Raw genomic sequence first — 6737 nt, 5'->3', positions numbered from 1 at the left:
CATTCGAGCGGGGTGGCGCAGGCCTGGCAGAACTTGGGGTGGGGCATGGGAAGTCTCTGTTCTTTTTCTCGGGCGTGCGGCGCCCGGTGGGCGCCGCCGCGGTGTGAAGGGATCAGGCGGGGAAAACGCCCGTCGACAGGTAGCGGTCGCCGCGGTCGCAGACCACGAACACGATGGTGGCGTTCTCGACCTTCTTCGACACCTCGATGGCCGCCCACAGCGCGCCGGCCGCCGAGATGCCGCCGAAGATGCCCTCTTCGCGCGCCAGGCGCCGGCACATCTCCTCGGCGTCGTCCTGGCTCACGCTGATTTCCTCGTCGACGCGGCTCGGGTCGTAGATCTTCGGCAGGTACTCGACCGGCCACTTGCGGATGCCCGGAATGCGCGAGCCTTCGGCCGGCTGCGCGCCGACGATGCGCACCGCCGGGTTCTTTTCCTTCAGGTAGCGCGAGACGCCGGTGATGGTGCCCGTGGTGCCCATGGCGCTCACGAAGTGGGTGATCTTGCCGTGCGTGTCGGTCCAGATCTCGGGGCCCGTGGTCTCGTAGTGGATGCGCGGGTTGTCGGGGTTGGCGAACTGGTCGAGCACGCGGCCCTTGCCCTGGGCGACCATCTGCTCGGCCAGGTCGCGCGCGTATTCCATGCCGCCGCTCTTGGGCGTGAGCACCAGCTCGGCGCCGAAGGCCTTCATGGTCTGGGCGCGTTCCACCGAGAGGTCCTCCGGCATGATCAGCACCATGCGGTAGCCCTTGATGGCCGCGGCCATCGCCAGCGCGATGCCGGTGTTGCCCGAGGTGGCCTCGATCAGCGTGTCGCCGGGCTTGATTTCACCGCGCTCCTCGGCCCGCTTGATCATCGACAGCGCCGGTCGGTCCTTGACCGAACCCGCCGGGTTGTTGCCTTCGAGCTTGCCCAGGATCACGTTGCCGCGCTTGGCGTTTTCCGCGGCGTGGATGCGTTGCAGGGCAACCAGGGGGGTCTTGCCGATGGCGTCTTCGATCGTCGGATAATTCATGCCAGCCACTGTGCCATAATTTTGGGCTTCCTTCCGGATGTGCCCGGGTGGTGAAATTGGTAGACGCAGGGGACTCAAAATCCCCCACCGAAAGGTGTGCCGGTTCGATTCCGGCCCCGGGCACCACGAGACGACGCCGTCTCACCCCACATCAAGAAACCCGCTCGCTTCACTGGCGCAGCGGGTTTTTCTTTGCCTCGGGGCCTTCCAGACCGGGCATCGCCCCGCCCTAGCCAAGCACGTCGGCGAGCTTCACCTGCAGCGACAAGGCGGCCTGGTGCAGCAGCTCGAACTCGTCGTCCGGCAGCGGCACGGCCGTGAAGTTGAAGTGGCACAAGGTGCCGGCGACCGCGCCCGAGGGGTTCAACAGCGGAACGCCGTGGTAGCTGATGGTGTAGTCCCGCCCGGGATGCGTGGCAAAGCGCTCGTCGACGCTCGAGTCGTCGGTGCGGAACCATCCGTCACGCAGGACAAAGGGACAGATGCTCGCCTCGAAGGGCACGATGGCGATGTTCTCGGGGATCAGCTCGCCTTGCTTGTCGTGCAGGTAGAGGCTCGTGACCAGGTCGGCGCGAATCCTGTAGATCCCGGTGTACCGATGCGGCACGCGCGCGTTCAGGTAGGCGAGGACAGCCTGTGCGCCTTGATCGGCAAGCAACGCTTCAATCGTTTGGGGCATTCGTTTCGTCCGCTTCGCTTCGATCGGTTCGATCTGGAACCTGCCCTGCCATGGTACGCCCGGACCGATCTGTGAGAGCGGCCCCGGTCACCCGCTTCAGTCGAGCCGCCTGACAGGGCTGCGTCCTGGCGGTCCAATATGGCAGGACCACGCCCCCGACAATCCCTGCCCGTCCACGGCTTGAGTGAATCACCGTCGATCTTGCCTCTGTACAGCGCCTCTGAGCGCCACGGCGTGGAACATGACCATCGTGCCCGGCTCTTCCTTGCAGGCCTTGTCCAGATAGGCGTTGATCGTGTCAGCGGACAGCAGTCGGACCATGTCGTCCTTGTTGGTTGTTGTGTTCAAGCCTGTCAGAAAGCCCAGAACCCAGGAAGTCATCAGATGCGCCGCAATGGCATTTGGATCAGTTGGGGACGCTGCTCGAGCAGCGAGCCACAAACTGCAGCTGTCATCACGGACGCCGACACCTGCACCGTATGTGTCCGACGCATTGGCGGCAGGCGCCATCACGAAGGCAGCAACAAGGGCGAGGGCAGTCGCAGAAAGGCGGGCTTTGATGAAGATCATGGAGCGAATTAGGCCTCAAGAAAAACCGAACTACACCCTTGAGATCACCGGAACCAACACCGCGTCGCGTCTTCCCTTCGTTGTGTTTCGCTGGTGGCTAGCGCCACTCCCTCTCTCCTGTGCAAGCCCGCCTACACAGCCCTCAACGCCGCCACGGCGCGAATCTCCACCCGCAGCGCCGGCCGCGCCAGCGCCGCCACGCCAAGGATGGTCCATGCCGGAAAATCCTCGGTGATGTAGCGATCCTTCACCTCGCGAAAGCTCGCCAGTTCGCGCTCGACATCGACGTGGTAGCTCACGATCTCCACCAGGTCGGCAAAGCCGAGCCCCGCGCTCTCGAGCACCACGCCCAGCCGCCGGAAGGCCCAGTCGGCCTGTTCCGAAGCGCTCACGGGCACGCTGCCGTCGGCACGCAGGCCGACCTGCCCCGCCACGAACAGCAGGCCGCCGGCCTTGACGCCGGGCGCGTACTTGAAGGTGTCGAAGACGACGGTCGAGCCGAAGGTCGGATGGCCGTCGGGGATGCGGACGCTCTGTTTGCTCACGGGTTGCGTCCTGTCAAGCTTCTGCGGGCTGCAGGCCGGTATGCACCGTCGGATGCGCGAGCCGCACGCGCAGCTCGCGCTTGAGCCGCGTGTTGTCGAGGCGGCGCGATTCGCCCATGAAGCTCAGCAGTTGCAGCGGCAACTGCCGCTCGGCCTCGCCGCGCGCCACGCGCGGCGGGCGGGGCATGCCGTAGAGGTCGGCGGCCAGGTCGAAGTAGTCGCCCATGCGCAGCTCGGTGTCGTCGGACGCGTGCACCACGCGCTGGGGCTTGCCGCGGAACAGCGCCGCCACGCAGGCGCGCGCGAGGTCGTCGGCGTGGATGTGGCTGGTGTAGACGTCGTCCTCGCGGCGCAGCACGGGCGTGCCGCGCTCCAGGCGGCCGCGCGGCGTGCCGTTCTCGCGGTCGGGCGCGTAGATGCCCGGGATGCGCAGGATGCTGGTGCGCACGCCGGTGCTGCGGCCGAACCAGCGCACGGCGCGCTCGGCGTCGACGCGCCGGTGGGAGCGCGGGGTGTCGGGGCGCACGCCGCGCGTTTCGCTCACGCGCGCGCCGCCGCAGTCGCCGTACACGCCGCTGGTGGAGCCGTAGACCAGCGCCGAGGGCAGCGAGCGCAGCCGCAGCGCCTGCGCCAGCGACACGGTGCGCTGGTCGCGCCACCAGGCCGCGCCGCCTTCGCGCGCGGGCGGCGCCAGGTGCACCACGCGGGTGGCGATGCCTGCCAGGCGGCGCAGGGTGGCGCTGTCGTCCAGGTTGCCCACCAGCGGCCGGATGCCGGCCGCGCGCAGCGCCGCGACGCGGTCGGCCGAGGACGTGAGCGCCACCAGCTGCATGCGCCCGCGCAGGTTGCGCGCCACGCGCTGGCCGACGTCGCCGCAGCCGACGATCAGCAGGCGCTCGCGCCGGAACCGGGCCGGCAGTGCGCCGGAGGGACTATTGATTGAAGGCAAAATCCGGGTTTCCTGTCTCAATTCAGTTGTCCCGGCCGCACACAGCCGGGAAAGTTCACCCCCGAAGAATACCGATGACTGCTACAGCGCCGCACGAAGCGGGCTTTTCCATCACCGTCGAGCCCAGCGGGCGCCACTTCGTGGTCCAGGGCGACGAAACCATCCTCGCGGCCGGCATCCGCCAGGGCATCGGCCTCCCCTACGGCTGCAAGGACGGCGCCTGCGGTTCCTGCAAGTGCAAGAAGCTGTCGGGCGAGGTCACGCTCGGCCCGCACCAGAGCAAGGCGCTGAGCGCCGAGGAGCAGCTGGCCGGCTACGTGCTGACCTGCTGCGCCCACCCGACGAGCGACGTGGTGCTCGAGTCGCGCCAGGTCACCGAGGCCGGCGCGCTGCCGATCCGCAAGATGCCGGTGCGCGTGATGGCGCTCACGCGCCAGTCGCACGACGTGATGATGCTGCGCCTGCAGCTGCCGGCCGGCGAGCCGCTGCAGTTCTATGCGGGCCAGTACGTGGAGTTCATCCTGCGCGACGGTGCGCGCCGCAGCTACTCGATGGCCAACGCGCCGCACACGGTGGCCGTGCCGGGCACGGGCCTGGAGCTGCACCTGCGCCACCTGCCGGGCGGCAAGTTCACCGACCACGTCTTCGGCGCGATGAAGGAAAAAGAGATTCTGCGCATCGAAGGCCCGTTCGGCAGCTTCTTCCTGCGCGAAGACTCCGACAAGCCGATGATCCTGCTGGCCTCGGGCACGGGCTTCGCGCCCATCAAGGCGCTGCTCGAGCACATGAAGTTCAAGGGCATCGAGCGGCCCGCCGCGATCTACTGGGGCGGGCGCCGCCCCGAAGACCTCTACATGGACGCCTGGCTGCGCGAGCAGCTGGCCGCGATGCCGAACCTGCGCTACGTGCCTGTGGTGTCGAACGCCACGCCGGAAGACAACTGGACCGGCCGCACCGGCTTCGTCCACCAGGCGGTGCTGGAAGACTTCACGGACCTGTCGGGCCACCAGGTGTATGCCTGCGGCGCGCCGATCGTGGTCGACTCGGCCAAGCGCGACTACGTGGCGCTCGCGGGCCTGCCCGAAGAAGAATTCTTCGCCGACGCCTTCACCACCGAAGCCGACAAGGCCCTGCCCTGAGCCTTCGCGTTCCCCTTTTTCCTTTGCGCAGAACAACATGAAGACGAGACACTTCCTCCTGACCCTGATCGCCGGCGCCACGGTGCTTGCCGCCAGCCACGCGGTCGCACAACAACACCGCCCGATCCGCCTCGTCGTCCCCTACGCGGCCGGCGGCCCGATCGACAACACGGCGCGCATCCTGGCCGAGCAGGTGAAAGACACGCTGGGCGGCCCCGTCATCATCGACAACAAGCCCGGCGCGGGCGGCAACATCGGCGCCGACTTCGTCGCCAAGGCGCCGGCGGACGGCCTCACGATCGGCATCGCGGCCACGGCCACGAACGCGGTGAACCCGTGGCTGTACAGCAAGATGCCGTTCAACGCCGCGACCGACTTCGCGCCGATCACGCAGATGGTGCGCGTGCCCAACGTGCTGGTGATGAACGCCGAGACGGCCAACCGCCTGAACATCCGCACGCTGGCCGACCTGATCCGCTACGCCAAGGCCAACCCGGCCAAGCTCAACTACGCCAGCGGCGGCAACGGCAGCGCCGGCCACCTGGCGGGCGAGCTGTTCAAGAAGGAAGCGGGCATCTTCGCGGTACACATTCCGTACAACGGCGGGAACCCGGCGCAGCTCGCGCTGCTGTCGGGCCAGGTCGACTTCAACTTCGACAACCTCGCCACGGCCGCGCCGAACATCCGCTCGGGCAAGCTGAAGGCGATCGCGGTCACGACGCTCAAGCGCAGCAGCGCCCTGCCCGACGTGCCGCCCGTGGCCGACACGCTCAAGGGCTTCTCGATCGACACCTGGTGGGGCCTGGTCGCGCCGGCCGGCACGCCGCCCGAGGTGGTCGCGAAGCTGAATCAAGCCTTCGTCGCCGCGCTGAACGCGCCGGAAACGAAGACCCGCTTCGCCTCGATGCTGGCCGAGCCGGTCGGCAACTCGTCCGAGCAGTTCGGCAGCTTCATGAAGAGCGAACTCGCCAAGTACGAGAAGGTGGTCAAGGCCACCGGGGCGAAGGTGGACTGACGAGGTCGTCCAGGGGCGCTGCGGCCTGCGTGTCGGTGGCCGCAGCCACGGCCGCCGCCGCTTCGGCCGCCCCGCTCTGGTAGGTGCGCAGGCCTGCGAGGTCGAGCACTTCCACACCCCCGTGCTCGATACGCAACAGGCCGTCGCGCTGCAGCGCATGCAGCGCGCGGTTGGCACGCTGGCGCGACACCGCCGACAAGAGGCCGATCTCGTCCTGGCTCAGCCGCACGAAGCGGGTGGCACGCGGATAGAGGATGGGGTCGAACAGGCTGGCCAGGCAACGCGCCACGCGCGCGTCGGGGCCGAGCAACCGATCGAATTCCATGAGGCCGATGAACAGGCTCAGTCGCGCATTGATGTGTAACAACAGAAACCGATTGAAGTCGATGCTGGTGGACATCAGCCGCTCGAAGCTGTGCCGCGGCACGCAGGCCACGCGCGTGGGCCGCAGCGCCACGCCGTCGTAGCGCCAGCATCCGGGGGTGAGCAGCGAGCCTTCGCCACCCCAGCCGCCGGCGGTCACGCCGGTGAAGGTGGACACGCGGCCGTCGGGCAGCGACACCGACATCTTCATGAGGCCGTCGATCACGCCGATCCAGTGATCGGCCGGCTCGCCGCGCCGCACGACGAAGCCGCCGGCCGGCACCACGCGCTCGTGCGACTCCTGGACGACGCGGTCGAGTTCGTCGTCCGTGAGCGCGCGCGCCCACAGGCTCTCGCGAAGCATGTTCTCCAACGCGTTCGACATCGCGCCTCCTGCTGTCGTCCCTCGTGACATCGCATCGGCCGATCCGTCGCAGGCGCCGGTCGGCGGGGTCCGTAAGA

Annotated in this window: 8 protein-coding genes and 1 tRNA gene; 3 read left to right on the top strand and 6 right to left on the bottom strand. The window is 68.1% G+C overall.

Going from position 1 to position 6737, the window contains the following annotated elements; all coding sequences use genetic code 11:
• Positions 1-112: 112 nt before the first annotated feature.
• Positions 113-1015: a cysteine synthase CysM gene (cysM, locus tag AC1RAD_RS26805; protein ID WP_095746540.1), complete on the bottom strand. Its 903-nt coding sequence runs from the start codon at positions 1013-1015 to the stop codon at positions 113-115.
• 41 nt (positions 1016-1056) lie between these two features.
• Between cysM and AC1RAD_RS26800 the strand changes: the two genes are divergently transcribed.
• Positions 1057-1141: transfer RNA gene (locus tag AC1RAD_RS26800), tRNA-Leu, on the top strand.
• A gap of 103 nt (positions 1142-1244) precedes the next feature.
• On the opposite strand, the gene AC1RAD_RS26795 is transcribed toward AC1RAD_RS26800, so the two are convergent.
• The 4 genes from AC1RAD_RS26795 to AC1RAD_RS26780 form a co-directional block, all read right to left on the bottom strand.
• Entirely contained in the window at positions 1245-1694 is a 450-nt protein-coding gene (locus AC1RAD_RS26795; protein ID WP_492738084.1) for a hypothetical protein, read from the bottom strand.
• A 189-nt stretch (positions 1695-1883) separates the two neighbouring features.
• Positions 1884-2264, bottom strand: coding sequence for a hypothetical protein (locus AC1RAD_RS26790; protein ID WP_095746542.1), 381 nt, complete (start codon positions 2262-2264; stop codon positions 1884-1886).
• 131 nt (positions 2265-2395) lie between these two features.
• On the bottom strand, positions 2396-2809 hold the full coding sequence (locus AC1RAD_RS26785) for a RidA family protein (RefSeq protein WP_492738082.1): 414 nt from the start codon (positions 2807-2809) through the stop codon (positions 2396-2398).
• A 13-nt stretch (positions 2810-2822) separates the two neighbouring features.
• Entirely contained in the window at positions 2823-3758 is a 936-nt protein-coding gene (locus AC1RAD_RS26780) for an SDR family oxidoreductase (protein WP_492738080.1), read from the bottom strand.
• 74 nt (positions 3759-3832) lie between these two features.
• On the opposite strand from AC1RAD_RS26780, the gene AC1RAD_RS26775 reads away from it, so the two are divergent.
• Both AC1RAD_RS26775 and AC1RAD_RS26770 read left to right on the top strand, forming a co-directional pair.
• Positions 3833-4897, top strand: coding sequence for a CDP-6-deoxy-delta-3,4-glucoseen reductase (locus AC1RAD_RS26775; RefSeq protein ID WP_062482994.1), 1065 nt, complete (start codon positions 3833-3835; stop codon positions 4895-4897).
• A gap of 37 nt (positions 4898-4934) precedes the next feature.
• Positions 4935-5912, top strand: coding sequence for a Bug family tripartite tricarboxylate transporter substrate binding protein (locus AC1RAD_RS26770; protein WP_492738078.1), 978 nt, complete (start codon positions 4935-4937; stop codon positions 5910-5912).
• On the opposite strand, the gene AC1RAD_RS26765 is transcribed toward AC1RAD_RS26770, so the two are convergent.
• A complete protein-coding gene (locus AC1RAD_RS26765) occupies positions 5884-6660 on the bottom strand; it encodes a Crp/Fnr family transcriptional regulator (RefSeq protein ID WP_095746547.1) in 777 nt (258 codons plus the stop codon). The genes AC1RAD_RS26770 and AC1RAD_RS26765 overlap by 29 nt on opposite strands.
• Positions 6661-6737: the final 77 nt, after the last annotated feature.

This window comes from Variovorax sp. GW823-FHT04B03 (genome assembly GCF_058796495.1).
This window is presented reverse-complemented; position numbering and strand designations above follow the sequence as displayed.

What these genes read in the sequence shown, in the direction of transcription:
- AC1RAD_RS26775 (WP_062482994.1), top strand. Translation starts at nt 3,833, where the DNA reads ATGACTGCTACAGCGCCGCACGAAGCGGGCTTTTCCATCACCGTCGAG.
- AC1RAD_RS26790 (WP_095746542.1), bottom strand. Translation starts at nt 2,264, where the DNA reads ATGATCTTCATCAAAGCCCGCCTTTCTGCGACTGCCCTCGCCCTTGTT.
- AC1RAD_RS26765 (WP_095746547.1), bottom strand. Translation starts at nt 6,660, where the DNA reads ATGTCGAACGCGTTGGAGAACATGCTTCGCGAGAGCCTGTGGGCGCGC.
- AC1RAD_RS26770 (WP_492738078.1), top strand. Translation starts at nt 4,935, where the DNA reads ATGAAGACGAGACACTTCCTCCTGACCCTGATCGCCGGCGCCACGGTG.
- AC1RAD_RS26795 (WP_492738084.1), bottom strand. Translation starts at nt 1,694, where the DNA reads ATGCCCCAAACGATTGAAGCGTTGCTTGCCGATCAAGGCGCACAGGCT.
- cysM (WP_095746540.1), bottom strand. Translation starts at nt 1,015, where the DNA reads ATGAATTATCCGACGATCGAAGACGCCATCGGCAAGACCCCCCTGGTT.